Genomic DNA, 18,193 nt, shown 5'->3' with positions numbered 1-18,193 from the left:
AACCGCTGGCCTGTCCGTTTTTGCGCCCTCGGGCGTGGACATCGCCGTCTCTTTGGGGCAAAGCCCTCCTCAAGCAAGGCCAGCAAACGGGATCATCATGACCGCGACATCGACCCTTTACAAGATCGTGCCGGAGGCGCTCTGGCAGCAAGCCAGACAAACCGGCGTTTTTCATGGCGCCGGCATCGATATCAAGGACGGCTTCATCCATTTCTCGACGGCCGATCAGGTGAAACAGACCGCAGCCCTGCATTTCGCCGGCCAGACGGGCCTTGTCCTCGTCGCCGTGGACGGCAGGAATTTCGGCGACAGGCTGCTCTTCGAACCCTCGCGCGGCGGCGCGCTCTTCCCGCATCTCTATGCCGACCTGCCGCTTTCGGCCGTGCTCTGGGAGGCGGCGCTGCCGCTCGACGAAGCCGGCCTTCACATCTTCCCGGAGCTTGCCCCGTGATCGACCCTTTCAAGCGCATCGCCCGCCGCGGCCTCTTTCTCTTCGATCCCGAAACCGCGCACGGCATGTCGATCGCCGCGCTGAAATCGGGCGTCGTGCCCGCCTGCCGCATTGCGCCGGACCCGCGCCTGCGCCAGACCGTTGCCGGCCTCGATTTTGCCAATCCGCTCGGCATGGCGGCCGGTTACGACAAGAATGCCGAGGTGCCGGAAGCGCTGTTGAAGCTCGGTTTCGGCTTCACCGAGATCGGCACCGTCACGCCGAAGCCACAGCCCGGCAATCCGCGCCCGCGCATCTTCCGCCTCGTGGAGGATGATGCGGTCATCAACCGGCTCGGTTTCAACAACGAGGGCCATGAAGCGGCCTTCCGCCGCCTCTCGCGGATCGGCCGCGCCGGCATCGTCGGCGTCAATATCGGCGCCAACAAGGACAGCGAGGACCGGATCGCCGATTACGTTACCGGCATCCGCCGCTTCTATTCCGTCGCCCGTTACTTCACCGCCAATATTTCCTCGCCCAACACGCCCGGCCTGCGCGACCTGCAGGCGCGCGAAAGCCTCGCCGCCCTTCTGTCGGCCGTATTGACGGCGCGCGACGAGGAAGCGGAAAGGGCCGGCAGAAAGATCCCGGTCTTCCTGAAGATCGCCCCCGACCTTACCGAAGAGGGCATGGACGATATCGCCGCCGAGGCGCTCTCCCATGCGCTGGACGGCCTGATCGTCTCCAACACCACGCTGTCGCGCGACGGCCTGAAGGATCAGGTCCAGGCGAAGGAGGCCGGCGGCCTTTCCGGCGCGCCGCTCTTCGAGAAATCGACGGTCGTGCTTGCCAAGATGCGCAAGCGCGTCGGCCCGAGCCTGCCGATCATCGGCGTCGGCGGCGTTTCCTCGGCCGAAACGGCGCTGGAAAAGGTGAGGGCCGGGGCCGATCTCGTGCAGCTCTATTCCTGCATGATCTATGAAGGCCCGGGCCTGCCCGGCGCGATCGTGCGCGGCCTGTCGAAACTGCTCGACCGCGAGAAGGCCACCTCGATCCGCGATCTCAGGGATAGCAGGGTCGATTACTGGGCGGCGCGGAAGGTCTGAGCCGCCCGCGGCCTGATGAGCACCGCCAGGAAGAAGCCGCGAAACAGGAGGAAGGCGTTCATCGCCAGCCACAGGCCGTGATTGCCGAAGAGCGGCACGAAGACGGCGAGCATCGCCAGATAGCCGGCAAAGGACATCAGCATGCGGTTGCGCATGTCGGCCGACCATGTCGCGCCGATGAAGACGCCGTCCATCAGGAAGGCGAGCGCGCCGGTCAGCCCCGTCACCGCCGCCCAGGGCAGATAGGTCTCGGCCGCCGCCTGCACCTCCGGAGAGCTGGTCAGTCCGGCAATGAGGGCTGGGCCGGCGAAATAGAAGAAGGCGGAGATGATCGCCGCCAGCCCGAAGGACCACAGCGTCGTGAGCTTCAGCCCACGGTCGAAGGCCGGCCGGTATTGCGCGCCGATCGCCCGGCCGGTGATCTGCTCGGCGGCATTGGCAAGCCCGTCGAGATAATAGCCCGACAGCAGGAAGAAGTTCATCAGCACCGCGTTGGCCGCAAGCGTGATGGCGCCGAAGCTGGTGCCGATGCGGGTCATGATCGCAAACGAGCCGATCAGCACGAAGGTGCGGATCAGGATGTCGCGGTTGAGCGCGAAGAGTTCGGCGAGTTTCGCGCGCGAGAAGATTTCGGCCCGGCTTGGCCGGTGTGCCGCATCGAAGCTGCGCAGCACGACGAAGAGCCCGGCAAGCGCACCGGCCGTCTCGCCCGCCATCGTGCCCCAGGCGACGCCCGACACACCCCAGTCGAGCCCCAGGCCGAGATAGATGGAGAGCAGGATGTTGATGCCGTTGATCAGCGCCTGCAGCACGAGCCCCGTGCGGCCCTGGCCGCGGCCGAGCACGAAGCCGAGCAGCGCGTAATTGGCTAGCGCTGCCGGTGCGGCGAGAATGCGGATCGAGAAATAGGTGCCGGTCGCCTCGGCAATCCGCCCCTCCGCCCCCATCAGTTCCAGCCCGACGAGGATCAGCAGCGGCGAGAGGATGAGCAGCGCCAGACCGGAGCCGAGCGCCGAGACGATCGCCCGCCAGAACACCGCCTGCTGCTCATGCTGGTCGCGCCGCCCGAGCGCCTGTGCCGTCAATCCGGTCGTGGACGCGCGCAGGAAGTTGAAACTGCCCATGATGAGGTCGAACAGCATGGCGCCGATCGCAAGCCCCGCCAGCGCTTCCGGATCGCCCATATGGCCGACCACGGCCGTATTGGTGATGCCGAGCAGCGGCGTCGTCATGAAGCCGAGCGTCATCGGAATGGCGATCGACAGCACCAGCCGGTGCGTCACGTCGAAGGCCAATGTGTTTCTGCTGCCGCCGGTATCCATATCCGCCTCGTGAGGATCGAGGCGGGACCGCCTCAGTTGGAAAGCACCATTGCCCAATAGGGCAGATTCTTCGAAGACGTATTATGTGCAACGGCAACGCCGAGACCGCTATAGCGTCCGAGCATATTTTCCAGATGGTGGGGGGAATTGATCCAGGCGGTGACGGCCGCATCGACGCTCTGCTGGCCCGACGCGATGTTTTCGGCCGCCGGCAGGGCCACGCCGCTGGCCTTCACGCGCACGCCGAAACTGTCGGTCATGCCCATCAGATGCGCCATCTTGCCGGCACCTGCCATGCGCTTGGCCTGGAAGATGGCCGCCGCGCTGGCATGCGGATCGACGCTGAGCGGCGGCAGGCCGTTCTTGGCGCGAAGCTGGTTGACGAGCGGCAGCGCCGAAGCGGTCTCGTCGGTGGCGTTGGAGGGCGTGCCGGCAAGTTTCGGGGTCGTCGTGCAGCCGGCAATGCCGGCCACGACGGCAAGGCCCGAAAGCTGCAGCAAGCCGCGGCGCGAAAGGATGATCGAGCTCATGTTATTTTCGATAGCTGAAGAGACGGATGATGATGAAGATCGGGACGACGATGGTGGCGCCGAGAAGCAGGTAGTCGCCGACGCGCCCGAGCGCCGCAAAGCCCTGGCGCCACAGGTGCAGCACGAAATCGCGGAAATTGTAGATAAGCTCCCAGGGGGTGAGCCCGAAAATGGCCATGACGAAACCGACGATCAGCGACACCACCAAGAGCTTGATGATCGTGCGGCCGATTGAATCGCCGAGGAACCTGTTCACCTGATCGGACATGCGCCATCTCCTGTTTGCCTTGAGATACGGTCGCGGCGATTCGCCCGCAAGCCTTTTCCGCCAGGACAGCACCGCCTCTGAAATAGGACTTGAGTTTTTTTGTGGCCGCCGCCAAATGCCGGGAGATCACAGGGTCCGATCATGCAGCCAAGCCAGCTTTCCTCCGGCGACGTCATCGCCGACCGCCGCGCCGATTACGCCAGGATGCTTGCCGAGGGCGGCGATGCTGAAGCGGCGGCCGAGCTGATGGAGCAGGCGCTGGATCTCGCGCCCGGCTGGGCGGCCGGCTGGTATCGGCTCGCCACCTATCGGGAAAAGGCCGGTAAGGCGGATGCCGCCGTCCAGGCCTATCGCCGCACGCTGGACCTCGACCCCGAGGATATATTCGGCGCCGGCCTCAAACTTGCCCTGCTCGGCGATGCGCAAACGCCGGCCCGGCCGTCGAGCCGCTATGTCGAGCGCCTGTTCGACGATTATGCCGATCGCTTCGAGACCTCGCTGGTGGAAAAGCTCGACTATTCCGCCCCCGAGAAGCTTGCCGCCCTTGTCGCCTCCACCGGCCGGCACTACCGGCGCGCCGTCGATCTCGGCTGCGGCACCGGCCTGCTCGGCCCGGAAATCCGCTCCCGGGTCGCACAGCTCGAAGGTTTCGACCTGTCGCAGAACATGCTGGCAAAGGCGGCCGAAAAGCATGTCTACGACCATCTCGCCCAGGCGGACCTGTCGCTGGCATCGCAGGCCTCCGGCATCTTTTCCGGCGGCGGCCGGCAGCGCGCCGATCTCGTGACCGCCGCCGACGTGCTGATGTATCTCGGCAATCTCGAAAGCGTCCTTGCGATCGTCGATGACCTCGCCGCGCCGGGCGCCGATTTCGCCTTTTCGGTCGAGGATGGCGGCGAAGGAAACGGCTTCCACCTGGCGCCGTCGCTGCGCTATGCCCACACGCAGACCTATGTCGAAGGGCTTGCGGCGGCCCACGGGCTCGAAATCCTCGATCTCGTCAAAACCACCATTCGCAAAGATGGCGGCAAACCGGTTTCCGGCATTCTGTTCCTTACGCGCAAAACCCTCTGAGCGCATGTTTCTTGCGATTTTGAAATAGGTCAGCATTGCTTACGTATTTCGCTTGCGCGCAACCGGAAAAGCCCTGATAATCCGGCCATTCCGCGAGCAGGCGACGCACTTTCCAGGTGCCGTACGCGCCGCATCCACCCGTCTATTTCCTCTCCCTCCGGCCTGCCCGGAACAGCCGCCATCGGAGATCGCGACATGAGCCAGCTCATCAGTGCCCTCGGTTTCTGGAACACCACCGCCACGCGCCACACGCCGGTCGAGGATGTGCAGGGCATATTCTCCGGCAGCCTCGTGTCCGCGCTCGGCCTTTACGTCCTTGCCAGCGCCGGACTTCTGACCGGCAGCACCGCCGGCATCGCCTTCCTGCTGCATTACGCCTTTGGTGTGAATTTCGGCCTTGGCTTCTTCCTGCTCAACCTGCCCTTCTTCTATCTCTCGTGGAAGCGGCTCGGCCTGGCCTTCACCACCAAGACCTTTGTCGCCATCGGCCTGACCTCGGCGCTGACCAGCCTGCAGCCGAAGGTCATGGAGATTGCCGCGATCCATCCGGCCTGGGCGGCCCTTCTCGGCGGTCTGCTGCTCGGCTTCGGCCTTCTGGCGCTTTATCGCCACCGCGCCAGCCTCGGCGGCGTCGGCATTCTCGGCATCTACATGCAGGAGCGTTTCGGCATCCGCGCCGGCCTCGTGCAGCTTGCCATCGACATGTGCGTGCTGGCCGCCGCCTTCTTCGTCACCACGCCGCCGGTCGTCTTCTATTCGGTGCTCGGTGCGGTCGTCCTCAACCTGTTCGTGGCGATCAACCACCGTGCGGACCGTTACATCGCCCTCTAGGGTCAGCGTCAACCTTACAAAACCGTAAGCCCTTCTGAACAAAACGTAACTTGCCTGTGATCGGTCCTGGCGCGAGACTTTTCCCCGCGCCGGATATGATGAGGTAAGCTATGTCGGATTTGGAAAAGCTTGTCAGACGCCGCATGCAGGAAGAATACGCCAGGGGCGCTTCCGCAGAGGAAATCGCCAAAGTCGTGCGCGGCATATTCAACAGCATCGACCTCTCGGGCAAATGGCCTGAAGCCGCTGCCGTCAGGGCCACCGCAGAGCGCGAGTGACCATATATTCAACCGACCCGATCGTTTCGGGTCGGTCGCCGGGATCCGATCCCTCGTTCATCCAGTCGCGGTCAGGCCGCCTTCTGCGGCGCATCGACCGGATGCTGGCTGCGGAAGCCGACGGCCAGCCGGTTCCAGATGTTGATCGTGCCGATCGCAACGGTGATCTTGGTCATTTCCTCTTCGGAAAAATGCGCCTTGAGCGCTTCGTAATCGGCATCCGGCGCGCCGGTTTCGGCGATCTTCGTCACCGCATCGACCCAGCCGAGCAGGGCACGTTCGCGGGCGTCGTATACGGGCGATTCCCGCCACACGCACATCAGGTTGATCCACTGTTCGGAAAGTCCGTGATGGCGGGCTTCCTTCGAGTGCATGTCGACGCAATAGGCGCAGCCGTTGATCTGCGAGGCGCGAAGCTTGATCAGGTGAATGAAGCGCTTGTCCAGTCCGCTTTCCTGGACATATTGCTCCAGCGCAGCGACGGCCTTGTAGGCATCCGGGGCGGCTTTGCCGAAGTTGAAACGTGCTTGCATCGTAGTCTCCTTGGGTTGGGTTGGTTGGTGGCGCGGCTCAGCGAGCCGCCCTTCTCTCGTGCATGTCCATGAAAGCGCAGCCTCTGGCGGCGATGCCGCCGTCGTCATCCGCGGAAAGTTCGGCCAGGATATCGGCGATGCTGGTAGCGGCGAGTTCGGCACGGTAGGCGCGCTCGGCCCGCATCATCGCGGCACTGACCTGGCATGGTTTGGTGAAGTAGCGCTGCGGCAGCGGGTTCGGCCCGCGCTGGCGGATCTCCGAACAGCGGAAGGCCGGCGCCGGTCCCTCGATAGCCAGCACGATATCGAGCAGCGAGATATCCTCCGGCTTCTTCGCCAGCCGGTAGCCGCCTCTCGGCCCCGGCACCGTCTCCAGAATCCCGGCACCGGAGAGCGCCTGCAGGTGTTTCAGCAGGTAGCTCGTCGACACGCCGTGGAACTCGGCAAGCGCTGCCGCCGAGAGCACGCCGCCCTCGGAAAGGCCCGAGAGGACCGCCACGCAATGAATGCCCTGTTCGACACCGTCACCAAGCTTCACATCTCGCCTCCTCTAATCATGGATATTATTTATCCACGATTATTGCCGCGAGTCAATAGCGCTTCTCTTCGTCGTCGTTTGAACTACATTTGCCGCGTGGATCAGATCGAAGCCGACCTCAGCCTTGCCTTGCCCGCCCCCTTTCTCCGCTGGTTTGCGGAAAAAGGCTGGCGCCCGCGCGCCCATCAGCTCGAACTGCTGGCCCGCGCCGAGGCCGGCGAGAGCACGCTGCTGATCGCGCCGACAGGTGCGGGCAAGACGCTTGCCGGTTTCCTGCCCTCGCTGACCGACCTCACCCGCCGCGGCAAGATCCCGCCGGGTTCGGCCTTCACCGGCATCCATACGCTCTACATCTCTCCTCTGAAGGCGCTGGCCGTCGATATCGAGCGCAACCTGACGAAACCTGTCGCCGAAATGGGCCTGCCGATCTCGATCGAGAACCGCACCGGCGACACGCCGAACGCCAAGCGCCAGCGCCAGAAGCTGAACCCGCCGGATATTTTGCTGACGACGCCCGAACAGGTCGCCCTTCTGCTGGCAAACCGGGAAGCCGAGCGCTTCTTCAAGGATCTGAAATACGTCATCTTCGACGAGCTGCATTCGCTCGTCACCTCCAAGCGCGGCCATATGCTCTCGCTCGGCCTTGCCCGCCTGCGCCGTCTGGCGCCCGAGCTGAAGACGATCGGCCTCTCAGCCACCGTTGCCGAGCCGATGGACCTGCAAAAATGGCTGGTGGCGCAGCAGGAGGGCAGGGACAACCATGCCGGCCTCGTGCTCGTCGAAGGCGGCGCCAAGCCGGATATTTCCATTCTCGATACGGAAGAACGCATTCCCTGGTCCGGCCATGCCGCCAGATATGCGATCCCGGACGTCTACCGAAAGCTCATCGACCACAAGACGACGCTGCTCTTCGTCAACACCCGCTCGCAGGCCGAAATGCTGTTTCAGGAACTGTGGACGGTCAACGAGGAGAACCTGCCGATCGCGCTCCATCACGGCTCCCTCGATGTCGCGCAGCGCCGCAAGGTGGAAGCCGCCATGGCCGCGAACCGTCTGCGCGCCGTCGTCGCCACCTCCACCCTCGATCTCGGCATCGACTGGGGCGATGTCGATCTCGTCATCCATGTCGGTGCTCCCAAGGGCGCCTCGCGCCTTGCCCAGCGTATCGGCCGCGCCAATCACCGCATGGACGAGCCGTCGAAGGCGATCCTCGTTCCCGCCAACCGTTTCGAGGTCATGGAGTGCCGGGCGGCACTCGACGCGAATTATATCGGCGCGCAGGATACGCCGCCCGTCGGGCGCGGCGGGCTCGACGTGCTGGCCCAGCATATCCTCGGCATGGCCTGCGCCGAACCTTTCGACATGCTGGAGCTGCATGACGAGATCACCAGCGCCTTGCCCTATGCCGATCTTTCCTGGGAGACCTTCGAGCGCGTCGTCGATTTCGTCGCGACCGGCGGTTATGCGCTGCGCACCTACGAACGTTACGCCCGCATCCGCAAGACCAGGGAGGGTCGCTGGCGCGTCTCCAATCCGCAGGTCGCCCAGCAATATCGCCTCAACCTCGGCACGATCGTCGAAGACCCGATGCTGAACATCCGCATGGCCAAGCGCGGCGAGGGCGGCAGGCTCGGCCGTCCCGGCGCCGTGCTCGGCAAGGTCGAGGAATATTTCCTCGAACAGCTTGCGCCCGGCGACACGTTCATCTTCTCCGGCAAGGTCTTGCGCTTCGAAGGCATCAGGGAAAACGAGGCGCTGGTCAGCCAGGCCTACTCCTTCGATCCGAAAATCCCCTCCTATGCCGGCGGCAAGTTCCCGCTCTCGACCTATCTCGCCGATCAGGTGCGCTCGATGCTGGATGATCCCGACCGCTGGCATCGCCTGCCGGACCAGGTGCGCGACTGGCTGTCGCTGCAGAAGGAAAAGTCCCTGCTGCCGAAGCGCGACGAGCTGCTGATCGAGACATTCCCGCGCGGCAGCCGCGGCTACATGGTCATTTATCCCTTCGAGGGCCGGCTTGCGCACCAGACGCTCGGCATGCTGCTCACCCGCCGGCTGGACAGGGCAGGGGCAAAACCGCTGGGCTTCGTCGCCACCGATTATTCCCTCGCCATCTGGGGTCTGGAAGATCTCGGCCTGATGATCGCCAATGGCGGCTTAAGCCTTTCCGATCTCTTCGACGAGGACATGCTCGGCGACGATCTGGAATCCTGGCTGAACGAATCCTTCCTTTTGAAGCGCACCTTCCGCAATTGTGCCGTCATTGCCGGCTTGATCGAGCGTCGCCATCCGGGCAAGGAAAAGACCGGCCGGCAGGTCACCGTGTCAGCCGACCTGATCTATGACGTGCTGCGCACCCACGAGCCAGACCATATCCTGCTGCAGGCGACACGGCAGGATGCCGCGACCGGTCTTTTGGATATTTCCCGCCTTGGCGATATGCTGAGACGAATCAGGGGCCACATCACCCACCGGGCGCTGGATCATATTTCGCCGCTCGCCGTGCCGGTCATGCTGGAAATCGGCAAGGAATCGGTGCCGGGTCAGGCCCATGACTCGCTGCTGGCCGAGGCCGCCGACGACCTGATCGCCGAGGCGATGGCCTGAATCTATTGGGAATACGAGAGTGATGAACCGCCTGGCGCTTGCGCGCGACATGACCAGCCTTGCCGCAATACCGGGCGTCGAAACCGCCGTTCACGGTGTCGCCGCCGTCTGCGATCCGCTGGGCGCCCTCTACCTGCCGGATGCCGGCATTCTCGTCGTTTCCGACCTGCATTTGGAAAAGGGCGCGGCCTACGCCCGCCGCGGCATGATGCTGCCGCCCTACGATACGCTGGCGACACTGACTGTGCTCGCCGCCGTCGTCTCCCGCTACGATCCGAGGATCGTCATATCGCTTGGCGACAATTTCCACGACCGCGTCGGCTCCGAACATCTGCCGGAAGCCTTCCGCACGCTGATCGTCGAAATGGCCCGCGGCCGCGAATGGATCTGGATCAACGGCAATCACGATCCCGACGGCACGGTCGACCTGCCCGGCACCTGCTCGGACGAACTCTTCCATGCCGGCCTGACCTTCCGCCACGAGCCGCGCGACGGACTGCAGAAGGGCGAGATCGCCGGCCATCTGCATCCGGCGGCCACCGTCCGCCGCCGCGAAAAATCCGTCCGCCGTCCGTGCTTTGCCACCGACGGCGCCCGCCTGCTGATGCCCGCCTTCGGCGTCATGAGCGGCGGTCTCGACCTCGGCCACACGGCGATGAAAGGCCTGTTCGACAAGGCCTCGCTGGTTGCCCATCTGCTCGGCCGTGACCGGATTTACTCCGTTCGTTACGGCAATCTGCGCGGCTAGTTACATCCCTGCAACTGCTGCTGATAGGTGCCGGCCATGCGGGCAAACTTCTGCGCCGTCTGCTGCAGCTGGCCGTTGCTGCGCCAGTCGCCGCGCTTGTAGCCGGTCGGGCCGGAATAATAGGCGAGGTAGAGATTGTAGGCGTCGTTGAGCGGAATGCCGGTCGCCTGGGCGTTGCTGTAATGGTACCAGCCGATGAAATCGATCGCGTCGGCAAAATTGGTGCGGCTTGCCGACCAGTTGCCGGTTTCGGACTGATAGTGATCCCAGGTTCCGTTCAGCGCCTGCGAATAACCATAGGCGGTCGACGGCCGTGTCCACGGAATGAAGCCGAAGAGTTTGGTGCGCGGCGGGCGCGCATAGGGCTGGAAGCCGGATTCGACATACATGGTCGCCATCAGGATCGGCACCGGAACGCCGTATTTCTTTTCCGTGCGCTCGGCAGCTCCCTGCCAGCTGGTGAAGAGACCATCCTTCTGGTCGAACACGGCGCAGATATTGCGCGTCTGGCGCGGCGCTGTCGCGCAGCCCGCAAGCAGGGCCAGCCCGACGACCGCAAGCACGGTACGAGTACGCATGATACAAACCTCTCGTTTCCGAGAGATTACTAACTCGTAAACGTTAAAGAGCGGTTTTTATGCGAATGCGAGATGTTCCGACGGTTTTTTGTGAGGCCAGGGATTCGCCCCGTCCCTGAGCCAGAGCAAACTGTCGAGCCAGAAGCCGGCGGCATGGCGCGCGTGAAAGAGATCGAAATGCCCGATCCGCGTAAATCCGAGATCGTCTGGCGCAAGCAGCACCTCCTCCACCTGGGCGTTGCGATAGTGGGAAAGGCCGCGGCGAACGGCCCGCACGGTCGCAATCCCGTCATCGGTGACGGTGAGGCTGAGGATCGGCGCATGAAAAGTCTCGAAGGATCTTGAGGCATCCGTTTTTGCTGCCGAACGAGGACCGTTCCATCTCCGCTGCAATGCCCAGTCCAGCGCCACGCCCTTCGGCAGGTCCTCAAGCCAGCCGAGAGACCGTCCGGGAAAGTAGCCTGTCAGCAAGGTCATCGCCGGCATGAGCAGGTGCCATTTTACAAACAGCCGCCGGCGATGCGCCGGGGCGTAGTCCCGCCAGTTTCCATATTGCGCGCCGACCGCCAGCATCCGGGCAACACGGCCGGCATGCGCTGAAAGGCCGGGCAGGAAGCCGCCGATACTGTGGCCGACGACAAGAAGCTCTTGGCCGGGCCTTAGAGCCTCCATGAACAGCAGCGCCGCATCGAAATCCCGCTCGCCCCAGTCCCGCCAGCGATAGCCGCAGCCGCGCAGCCGTTCCGGGCGCGACTGGCCGATACCTCTGTAATCGTAGGTCAGCACGTCGAAGCCGTGCTCGGCGAGAAAGCGCGCATAGTAGTGGTAGTAGCGGGCCGCGACCCCGGTCGCCGGGTTGATGACCACGCTGCCGCTGCTCGGTCCGACGGCGCTCCAGAGGTGGCCGCCAAGCGCCACGCCGTCACGACAGCCGATCATGACAGCCTCCGCTTCCCGCGCAAGATCGCTCTTTCTGCCTGTGCTGCTTGCCGGCATGGCTGCTTCCTTTGTCCTGGTTCGACAAGCACGGTAGGCGGCATTGCGCGTTGATGACACTCACTAGTCGGTATACATTGCCGTCATGGCAAAAAACGCATCCGACACGCGCGAGCGCATCGTCGCCGCCGCCGCCAAGCTCTTCTACAGCGAGGGCATCCGTGCCGTCAGCGTCGATGCCGTGGCCGAGAAGGCCGATGTCACCAAGCGCACCCTCTACTATCATTTCGACAGCAAGGACGATCTGATCGCCGCCTATCTGGAGACCCGCGACCAGCCCAATCTTGCGGTCTACCGCCGCTGGTTTGCCGAGACGGATGGCGACCTGCCGGCGAAGGTGAGGGGCATTTTCGATCAACTGGCCCGCTCGGCCCGGCATCCGAAATGGAGGGGCTGCGGATATCTCAGAACATCGGCCGAACTTGCCAACATGCCCGGCCATCCCGCCATCAAGGTCGGTGCCGCGCACAAGAAAAATGTCGAAAAGTGGCTGGCATCTCTCTTCGAGGAGAAAGATTTCGCCGAGCCGGCAAAGCTCGCCCGCCAGATCGTCCTGCTGCTGGACGGCTGCTTTGCCGCCGTGCTCCTGCATCGCGATCCCGCCTATATGGAAACGGCCGGAGAAGCGGCCGCAACGCTTGTCGCCGCGGCGATGAGGAAGGCGAAATGATCAATCCTTGCGGAAGATCAGGCTGGCGCCCCATCCGGTCAGCACGGCCAGCAGCACGGCGAAAAAGCCGTAGAAAATCGGCTGCTCATGCGCCGCATCGGTGATCGTCTGCTCGATGCCGGTCTTGATGACGCGCAGAGGCTGCGATTTCTGGGTCACGAATTTGCCGCTCTTGAAGAGATAGGCGCGCACCGTATGCACGCCGTTCGGAATATTGGCGGGCAGCCGCAGGCTTGCCTTGAACAGGTTGGAGGAGACGAAGCGAACGCCGCTCGGATCGCGCTCATAGAGCCCGCCTGACTGCTGTATGCGCCGGAAGGAGGCGCGGAATTCGTTGAGACTGTTGAAGTTGCCGGTAAAATCGATCGGTCGCAGCGGAATATGGTCGATGCCGATACCCTCTCCGGTCAGGTCGAGCGGCGTCGTGATGTCGTCGATGGAACGCGAACTCGACATCGAATAGGAATGCGGTACCTCGGCAAAGGTCATCGACGTGGTATTGATCCAGATGCCGAAGACCCGTTCCTTCCTGCGCACCGTGGCGTCCACGCGCGGACCTTCCAGAACCACGACGACGTCATACTGGCCGATGGCAAGCAGAAGGTCGTCCGTATTGGTCACGGCCCCGAAAATCGTCAGGTCCGCGCCGCGAAAATCGGACGTGATGGCGATCTCGCTGGTGGACGTGCCGATTTCCAGCCCCTCGCGCTCGGCCTGCGTCGTTCCCTGTCCGGGCAGCAGCACCTGGCCCGCGGCGGCGGCAGGCATGAGAAGGGCAAGGATCAGCAGGAGCCGAAACATCAGTTCCCCACTCCCATCACCACCGAATAGATATCCTCCGGCGTCACCACCAGCGCGACGGCAAGGCGCAGGCCGACGGCAAGGACCAGCAGGCCGAGCAGGGCGCGCAGCTGCTCGCCGCGCAGCCGCTGGCCGACGCGCACGCCGTATTGCGCGCCGATGACGCCGGCGAGCATCAGGAAGAAGGCAAGCACGATATCGACGGAATAGTTGGTGGCCGCCTGCACGATGGTCGTATAGGCGGTCACGAAGATGATCTGGAAGAGCGAGGTTCCGACGACCACGTTGGTCGGGATGCGCAGCAGGTAGATCATCGCCGGCACCATGATGAAACCGCCGCCCACGCCCATGACCGAGGTCAGGATGCCGATGGCAAAGCCGAGCGCCACGATCGGGATGACCGACAGAAAGATCTTCGATTTCTTGAACCGCATTTTGAGCGGCAGCTTGTGGACCCAGTGCTGATGGCCGGGCCGGCGCGGGGCGGGCGCTTCGTTGCGGGCCGCGCGGCGCATGGCGTTGACGCTCTCCCACAGCATCAGCCCGCCGACAGTGCCGAGGAAGACGACGTAAAGCAGCGAGATGAACAGGTCGAGCTGGCCGATGGAGCGCAGCAGCGAGAAGATCCAGATACCGACCGTCGCGCCCGAAAGGCCGCCGACCAGCAGCACCGAACCGAGCTTCACATCCAGCGTACCGCGCCGGAAATGCGTGATCGCCCCCGATATCGAGGAAGCCACCACCTGGTTGGCGCCGGTCGCCACGGCAACGACCGGAGGAATATTGTAGAAGATCAGGAGTGGCGTGATCAGGAAGCCGCCGCCGACGCCGAACATGCCGGACAGGAAGCCGACGGCAGCCCCCATGCCGAGAATGATGAAGATGTTCACCGACAATTCTGCGATGGGCAGATAGATTGTCACAGCCGACCCCGATTATCGCCGCGCCCGCCGCGGCGGCCCGTCTCACGTCCCCGTTCGAATGGCGCATCCTACTGTGAAATCGTTGCCAGAGGCTTTCGAAGGAAAAAGCGCGATCAGCCGGATGCAGGCTCCGATATGTCCCGCATAATCCGGCTTTTTTCAGGTTTTGTGACACGCGGCCCGAAAAGGCCGAAAGCCCGGCGGCACGGGCCGCCAGGCGAAATCAGATGGCCTTGGCGCCCGGCTTGTTGCGCTCCAGCAGCGCCTTGACCGTCTCGTCGTTGACCTTGCCGGTCGGCTCCTGGCCGATCGACTTCTGGAAGTTCTTGATGGCGGTCACGGTCTTGGCGCCCATTTCCCCATCCGGCGGGCCGGCGTCGAAGCCGTTGTTGTTGAGGATCGCCTGGATGTTGCGGATCGCCTTCTTCATGTCCACGGTCGCCGTCTTCGGCGCGGCGCCGCTTGCCCATGCGTCGGGGATCTCGACGCCGTTCGCCTTGTTGTCGAACGGCTGCGGCTTCCAGAGGTCGGCCTTGGCGCGGGCGCGCTCCAGCTGGTCCGGCTTCATGGCGTTCGCCACTTCGTCGCGCTTCTGGGCGGCATCCTTGTCGCCGGATTTGGCGGCGATCGCAAACCACTTGTAGGATTCTTCCAGATCGGCCGGCACGCCGTTGCCGCGGGCGCACAGGATGGCAAGGTTGAACTGGCTGTCGGTAATGCCGAGATCCGCCGCCTTCTGGAACCAGGAGGCCGCCGTCGCATAATCCTGCTGGCCGAGCGCGCCGGACGCGTAGAGCACGGCGAGATTGTGCATCGCGCTGGCATTGCCCTGGCCGGCGGCCTGTTCGTAGAGGCCCTTGGCCTTCTGCACGTCGCGCTCGACGCCGTTGCCCTTCTCGTACATGCTGCCGAGGCGGTACTGCGCCGGCGCAAAACCCTTGTCGGCCGAAAGCTGGTACCAGCTTGCCGCCTGTTTCTGGTCGGCGGCAAGGCCGTTGCGGCCTTCGGTATAACGGGCGCCGATTTCGAAGAGTGCCAGCGCATCGCCGTTGCGCGCCGCGTCGGCGAGCGGCAGCGGCTGGATCGTGTCGGGAACGATGATCGCGGCGGTCGTCGAGGCAGCCGGCGTCACCGCCGGTTCGGCAGGCGTGCTCGGAACGAAGCCGGAGGCATCCTGCACCGGTGCCTGGGCGAAGCCTTCCGCGCCTTCGCCGTCGAGCGGCGCGGCATCGGTCAGGTGGTCGGCCGCGGCGGGAGCCGTTGGCGCCGGCGCGCTTGCCGGTGCCTCGGCGGCCGTCTCCGGTGCGGATGCGACCGGTGCGACCGGCGCCGGCGCTGCCATATTGGCCTGCGGCGTTTCCGCAGCTCCCGTCAGGGCCGAAACCTCGGCCGGCGGCGGCGCCTTCTGTCCCGATGTCAGCGTGCGGGCAAGCGGGAAAGCCATGATGGCAAGCAGTACGGCGCCGACGGCAAGCAGGATCGGCCGGCGGAAGCGCGAAAAGGCACTGCCCTTGCCGGCGGCCTTCTCGGGCTTGGCGGCACGGCGTTCGGCGCGCGTCGCGGGCTTGGCGTTGCTGTCGATTTCCATCGCGGCGGCCTGCGCGGCCCGGCGCGCGGCGGCGATATAGTCCGCCCGGTCGTTCTCTGTGGCCGCCTTGGCGCGCTGGGCGTTCTGGCTGGCGCGCACGCGCTCCAGGATCTTCTTCACGTCGGGCGCGCCCGAACCCGGTTCCAGGAGCTCGTTTGCGGCCTCGGCCGGCACCACGTCGACGGGATCGATCGAGGGGGCGGGATCGATGACCGGGCGCTCGGCGGCGGCCTTCTTTTCTTCCGCCTTGCGCGACGGCATCAGCTTGCGGCCAAGGCTGGCGAGCAGGCTGCCCCTGGCGGGAACGACCGGCTTGTCCGGCTGGCTGGTGGCTTCGATGGCGATCGCGCTGGTGCTGTCCGTCAATGCCGGCTCCGGCATGCGGGCCGGCGCTTCCTCGGCGATATCGGCCGTGCGCAGCACCGGCGAAGCCTTCGGGGCCTGCATCACGGCTGCCTTGGCCGGTTCCCGGCCGGCATCCACCAGCGCATAGGGATCGACGTTGAAATCGACATCGGCTGCCGGCATCCGGGCAGCGGGGCGCACCCGCTCTTCCATCGTGTCCAGCCGGTCGGCAATATGCACCAGCGTCTCGTGCAGGGCCTGGAAGGTCTTGTGGGTGCGCTCTTCGCTGTCGCGGCTCAGATCCTCGAGATGGCGCAGGTCTTCCGCAAGCGCGACGAGGGCCGACATGTCGGCGGCGGCCGGTGCCGCGCCCTGTGCCGCGCCGTTGCGGGAATAGGCGTCGACCACGGCTTCCGCCGCCTGTCGCGCCGCCTCGATAATATATTCGTCGTTGGTGGCGATATAATCTTCGATCGCGCCCATGCGGCGGTCGAGATCGGCGGATACTTCCGCATTTTCGCGCGGCGCGTTCAGGAGTTCGGAGAGATTGGCGATCTGGTCTTCGAGGTTCTTCAGCGCGCGCGTATCGGTCGGCGGTGCCGCCGTGCTTTCTTCCAGCCGCGCGGCGATGTCGCTGAGCCGGCCTTCGAGACGCTGAAAGGCGCTGTCGTCGATGACCGGCGCGGGCGCCGGGCGGATTTCCATCTCGTCGATGCGGCGTGCGAGATAGTCGAGCCGCTTGGCGAGGGCATCGTTGACCGAGCCGCTTTCGAGCGCATCGATCTTGCGGGAAATGTCGGAAAGCGCACCGGTCAGGTCCGGCTGCGGCGCCGCCTTCTGCGTGCGCTCGAGCAGGTAGGAAAGATGCTCCAGCCGCTCGTCCAGCCGTGAGGTCGCTTCCGCCTTGGCGAGGTCTTCGACGCGCGCCGTCAGCGCTTCCAGCCGGCCTGCCATTTCGTCTGCCGGGTTGGGCCGGCTCGAGGCGGCCCGCCCCATCAGCTCGATCTGGTCGCCGAGCGCGGAAAGGCGGCTCTCCAGCCGCTGTATCAGCGCCGGGTCGGTGCCGCCGGAGGTGCGTCCGCTGGCGGCGATCGCGCGGCTGATCTCGTCGAGCCTGATATCCATGGCGGCGAACTGCTCGGACATGATCCGGTCGTGCGGCTGGATCAGGTTGCCGAACTGCTCGATGGCGGAGGCGATGGTGATGAGCTTGTCTTCCAGCGCCTGCACGGCCAGGCTTTCGCCCATGCCGCCGAGATGCCGCTTGATGTCGTCGAGCCGGTAGGCGAGCGAGACCAGCTCTTCCTGCAGGCCGGCCGTGTCGAGGTCCGCCAGCCGGTTTTCCACGCTGTCCCAGCGCCGCTCCAGGTGGCGCATCGAATCCTCGCGCGCCAGCCCGTCCATCAGCGAGCGCAGCTCCTCGAATTCGTCGCGCAGGCCGCTCGCCTCCGGTCCGGCGGAGCGGCTGGTAAGCTGCGCGATGCCCTGCGACAGGCGGCCCATGTCGGCGCGGATGTCGTCGGCGAAATGCCGGTCCTGCGCGCTCGCCTTGATCTCGCGCAATTCGCTGCGCAGCGCATTCATTTCGCGCGTGACGCCTTCGGAAATGTCGCGCTTCAGGTCCTGCCGCAGGTTGACGAGCGCCTGGGCGATTTCGGTCATCGTGTCGTCGGAGCCACGGAAAGCGGCAGCGGCCGGCTGCGGTGCCGCGGCGTGCTGCGGGGCGGGCGTGCGGGCCGCTTCGCGCGTGTAGCCGCGCTCGCGATTGTCTCTGCCGGCGTCGAGCGCGCGCTGGCGCTGGCGGATTTCCGCAAGCGGATCGGCTGCGCGCGGACCATAGGAACCGGCGTAGGGATCACGGTCCGGCACCGGATTGCGCGGCCGCTGTTCGCGCCCGCTGCCCATCAGGCCTTCGATCCGCGCTTCCAGCCCTTCGATCGTGCGGTTCAACGCGTCGAGCGAGGTCCTGTCGGAATGCCGGGAAGAATGTGATCGCGATCCGTTCATGTTCTTGCTCGCTTCGATTG

General features: G+C 64.8%; 18 protein-coding genes. 8 read left to right on the top strand and 10 right to left on the bottom strand.

The window, feature by feature from the left end; translation table 11 throughout:
• The first annotated feature begins 97 nt into the window (after nucleotides 1-97).
• On the top strand, nucleotides 98-451 hold the full coding sequence (locus ACFPWW_RS23980; protein WP_377313477.1) for a DUF952 domain-containing protein: 354 nt from the start codon (nucleotides 98-100) through the stop codon (nucleotides 449-451).
• Complete coding sequence (locus ACFPWW_RS23975; RefSeq protein ID WP_377313475.1) at nucleotides 448-1,536, top strand: quinone-dependent dihydroorotate dehydrogenase; 1,089 nt, start codon at nucleotides 448-450, stop codon at nucleotides 1,534-1,536. Before ACFPWW_RS23980 ends, ACFPWW_RS23975 begins: the two co-directional genes overlap by 4 nt.
• Here the strand turns inward: ACFPWW_RS23975 and ACFPWW_RS23970 are convergent.
• From ACFPWW_RS23970 to ACFPWW_RS23960, 3 genes are read right to left on the bottom strand one after another with little or no spacing between them, the layout of a single operon-like run.
• Complete coding sequence (locus ACFPWW_RS23970; RefSeq protein ID WP_377313473.1) at nucleotides 1,512-2,858, bottom strand: MATE family efflux transporter; 1,347 nt, start codon at nucleotides 2,856-2,858, stop codon at nucleotides 1,512-1,514. The two genes, ACFPWW_RS23975 and ACFPWW_RS23970, sit on opposite strands and share 25 nt — an antisense overlap.
• Before the next feature lie 32 nt (nucleotides 2,859-2,890).
• Nucleotides 2,891-3,388, bottom strand: coding sequence for a CAP domain-containing protein (locus tag ACFPWW_RS23965; RefSeq protein ID WP_377313471.1), 498 nt, complete (start codon nucleotides 3,386-3,388; stop codon nucleotides 2,891-2,893).
• A gap of 1 nt (nucleotide 3,389) precedes the next feature.
• Entirely contained in the window at nucleotides 3,390-3,656 is a 267-nt protein-coding gene (locus ACFPWW_RS23960; protein ID WP_112567073.1) for a DUF6460 domain-containing protein, read from the bottom strand.
• 141 nt (nucleotides 3,657-3,797) lie between these two features.
• On the opposite strand from ACFPWW_RS23960, the gene ACFPWW_RS23955 reads away from it, so the two are divergent.
• The 3 genes from ACFPWW_RS23955 to ACFPWW_RS23945 all read left to right on the top strand — a co-directional run bounded on the left by ACFPWW_RS23955 (nucleotide 3,798) and on the right by ACFPWW_RS23945 (nucleotide 5,839).
• Nucleotides 3,798-4,730, top strand: coding sequence for a class I SAM-dependent DNA methyltransferase (locus ACFPWW_RS23955; protein WP_377313469.1), 933 nt, complete (start codon nucleotides 3,798-3,800; stop codon nucleotides 4,728-4,730).
• A gap of 195 nt (nucleotides 4,731-4,925) precedes the next feature.
• Complete coding sequence (locus tag ACFPWW_RS23950; RefSeq protein ID WP_112704535.1) at nucleotides 4,926-5,561, top strand: YitT family protein; 636 nt, start codon at nucleotides 4,926-4,928, stop codon at nucleotides 5,559-5,561.
• Between the two features lie 110 nt (nucleotides 5,562-5,671).
• Entirely contained in the window at nucleotides 5,672-5,839 is a 168-nt protein-coding gene (locus tag ACFPWW_RS23945) for a hypothetical protein (protein WP_162702871.1), read from the top strand.
• 71 nt (nucleotides 5,840-5,910) lie between these two features.
• Here the strand turns inward: ACFPWW_RS23945 and ACFPWW_RS23940 are convergent, their stop codons facing one another.
• Nucleotides 5,911-6,372 carry a carboxymuconolactone decarboxylase family protein gene (locus ACFPWW_RS23940; protein ID WP_112704536.1) on the bottom strand — a complete coding sequence of 154 codons (462 nt, stop codon included), beginning with the start codon at nucleotides 6,370-6,372 and terminating at the stop codon, nucleotides 5,911-5,913.
• A gap of 37 nt (nucleotides 6,373-6,409) precedes the next feature.
• A complete protein-coding gene (locus ACFPWW_RS23935; RefSeq protein WP_112753820.1) occupies nucleotides 6,410-6,910 on the bottom strand; it encodes an RrF2 family transcriptional regulator in 501 nt (166 codons plus the stop codon).
• A 96-nt stretch (nucleotides 6,911-7,006) separates the two neighbouring features.
• Here ACFPWW_RS23935 and ACFPWW_RS23930 point away from each other — a divergent pair, with 96 nt between their 5' ends.
• Together ACFPWW_RS23930 and pdeM are read left to right on the top strand one after the other, a co-directional pair.
• On the top strand, nucleotides 7,007-9,517 hold the full coding sequence (locus ACFPWW_RS23930; RefSeq protein WP_377313467.1) for a ligase-associated DNA damage response DEXH box helicase: 2,511 nt from the start codon (nucleotides 7,007-7,009) through the stop codon (nucleotides 9,515-9,517).
• Nucleotides 9,518-9,539: 22 nt separating this feature from the next.
• On the top strand, nucleotides 9,540-10,265 hold the full coding sequence (gene pdeM / locus ACFPWW_RS23925) for a ligase-associated DNA damage response endonuclease PdeM (protein WP_112567055.1): 726 nt from the start codon (nucleotides 9,540-9,542) through the stop codon (nucleotides 10,263-10,265).
• On the opposite strand, the gene ACFPWW_RS23920 is transcribed toward pdeM, so the two are convergent.
• Together ACFPWW_RS23920 and ACFPWW_RS23915 are read right to left on the bottom strand one after the other, a co-directional pair.
• Nucleotides 10,262-10,843, bottom strand: coding sequence for a transglycosylase SLT domain-containing protein (locus ACFPWW_RS23920; protein WP_112754686.1), 582 nt, complete (start codon nucleotides 10,841-10,843; stop codon nucleotides 10,262-10,264). The two genes, pdeM and ACFPWW_RS23920, sit on opposite strands and share 4 nt — an antisense overlap.
• A gap of 57 nt (nucleotides 10,844-10,900) precedes the next feature.
• Nucleotides 10,901-11,839, bottom strand: a complete 939-nt coding sequence (locus ACFPWW_RS23915; RefSeq protein ID WP_377313465.1) for an alpha/beta fold hydrolase — start codon at nucleotides 11,837-11,839, stop codon at nucleotides 10,901-10,903.
• An 85-nt stretch (nucleotides 11,840-11,924) separates the two neighbouring features.
• On the opposite strand from ACFPWW_RS23915, the gene ACFPWW_RS23910 reads away from it, so the two are divergent.
• On the top strand, nucleotides 11,925-12,509 hold the full coding sequence (locus tag ACFPWW_RS23910) for a TetR/AcrR family transcriptional regulator (protein WP_377313463.1): 585 nt from the start codon (nucleotides 11,925-11,927) through the stop codon (nucleotides 12,507-12,509).
• Here the strand turns inward: ACFPWW_RS23910 and ACFPWW_RS23905 are convergent, their stop codons facing one another.
• From ACFPWW_RS23905 to ACFPWW_RS23895, 3 genes are all read right to left on the bottom strand, one after another.
• The gene (locus ACFPWW_RS23905) at nucleotides 12,510-13,310 is read right to left on the bottom strand and encodes a TIGR02186 family protein (protein WP_112704541.1); all 801 of its coding nucleotides are present in this window, start codon (nucleotides 13,308-13,310) and stop codon (nucleotides 12,510-12,512) included.
• Nucleotides 13,310-14,233 (bottom strand): sulfite exporter TauE/SafE family protein, encoded by a 924-nt coding sequence (locus tag ACFPWW_RS23900; protein ID WP_112567041.1) that lies wholly within the window; start codon nucleotides 14,231-14,233, stop codon nucleotides 13,310-13,312. Before ACFPWW_RS23900 ends, ACFPWW_RS23905 begins: the two co-directional genes overlap by 1 nt.
• A gap of 223 nt (nucleotides 14,234-14,456) precedes the next feature.
• On the bottom strand, nucleotides 14,457-18,173 hold the full coding sequence (locus ACFPWW_RS23895; protein WP_377313461.1) for a peptidoglycan-binding protein: 3,717 nt from the start codon (nucleotides 18,171-18,173) through the stop codon (nucleotides 14,457-14,459).
• Nucleotides 18,174-18,193 lie beyond the last annotated feature (20 nt).

This window comes from Rhizobium sp. GCM10022189, assembly GCF_042656325.1.
Taxonomy (GTDB): Bacteria; Pseudomonadota; Alphaproteobacteria; order Rhizobiales; family Rhizobiaceae; genus Rhizobium.
Note: the sequence above shows the minus strand (reverse complement) of the source record. Positions and strands in the feature narration are given on the sequence as shown.